At 66.1% G+C, this 918-nt stretch carries 1 protein-coding gene; it reads right to left on the reverse strand.

Annotated elements, in window-relative coordinates:
* Positions 1–24 precede the first annotated feature (24 nt).
* Positions 25–918, reverse strand: an 894-nt coding sequence (locus QZH66_RS17115; RefSeq protein WP_305807047.1) for a hypothetical protein, incomplete at its 5' end; no start/stop codon positions are given.

A 918-nucleotide genomic window follows, 5' to 3' on the forward strand; every position in this document is an offset into this window, starting at 1 on the left:
AAACCGCTCTGGCCGGTCTGGCTTTCAACCGCCTTGCCAGGGCCTTGTCAGGCCGTTGTTTCGGCCGCTTCGGTCTGGGTGAAGGGCGTGGCGCCGCGCGGCACGTACACGCCTTCGCACTGCTCCAGGTACTCGCCCTTGCTGGCGCGCGGGTTGTAGAACTGCTTGTACCAGACGCGCGCCTTCATGAAGGGGCCATCGCTGGGGATGAACAGGCCGTTCAGGCAGGCCGCCTTGTTCGTCCAGACCTCGAAANTGCTTGTACCAGACGCGCGCCTTCATGAAGGGGCCATCGCTGGGGATGAACAGGCCGTTCAGGCAGGCCGCCTTGTTCGTCCAGACCTCGAAATCCTGGGCGAAGGCCAGGCGGCTCGATTCCTGGAACTGGCGCGCCGCCACCAGGTCGGAGGTGTTGACCTGCGCGTTGCCGCCCGGCGACTTGACGATCAGCGAGTGCCAGACCTTGATGGTGCCGTCGTCCACCGGCGTGTGCATGATCAGCAGCACGGTCTCGAACATGCCGGTCAGCATGGAAATCAGCACGCCGGGACCGTGGTAGACCGTGTCGGTGTACAGGGTGTTCTTGGTCGGATCGTCCCCCACCAGCGTGCGGTGCCCGCCGCACTGGCGCTGGATGGCTTGGTGGCCCTTGAACTCGTTCTCGTAGCGCTCCACGGTCGAGCCGTGGATGGGGCTCAGGTGGCCGTAGTCGGCAATGTTGTCGATGATTTCCTGCGGGTGCTGGTTCAGCAGCCCCAGGTGGTCCCAGTGGCCGCGCACCCAGGAGCTGTCGTCCCACTGCGGCAGGCTCGGGTGCGCCCACTCGGGCTCGCCGCCCTCGGGGTCGTGCCAGACAAAGATGGCGCCCAGGCTCTCGACCACGGTCCAGCTCTTGACGCAGGCGGCCGCCGGGATCGG

The organism is Stenotrophomonas sp. YIM B06876 (assembly GCF_030711595.1).
Lineage (GTDB): Bacteria > Pseudomonadota > Gammaproteobacteria > Xanthomonadales > Xanthomonadaceae > Stenotrophomonas.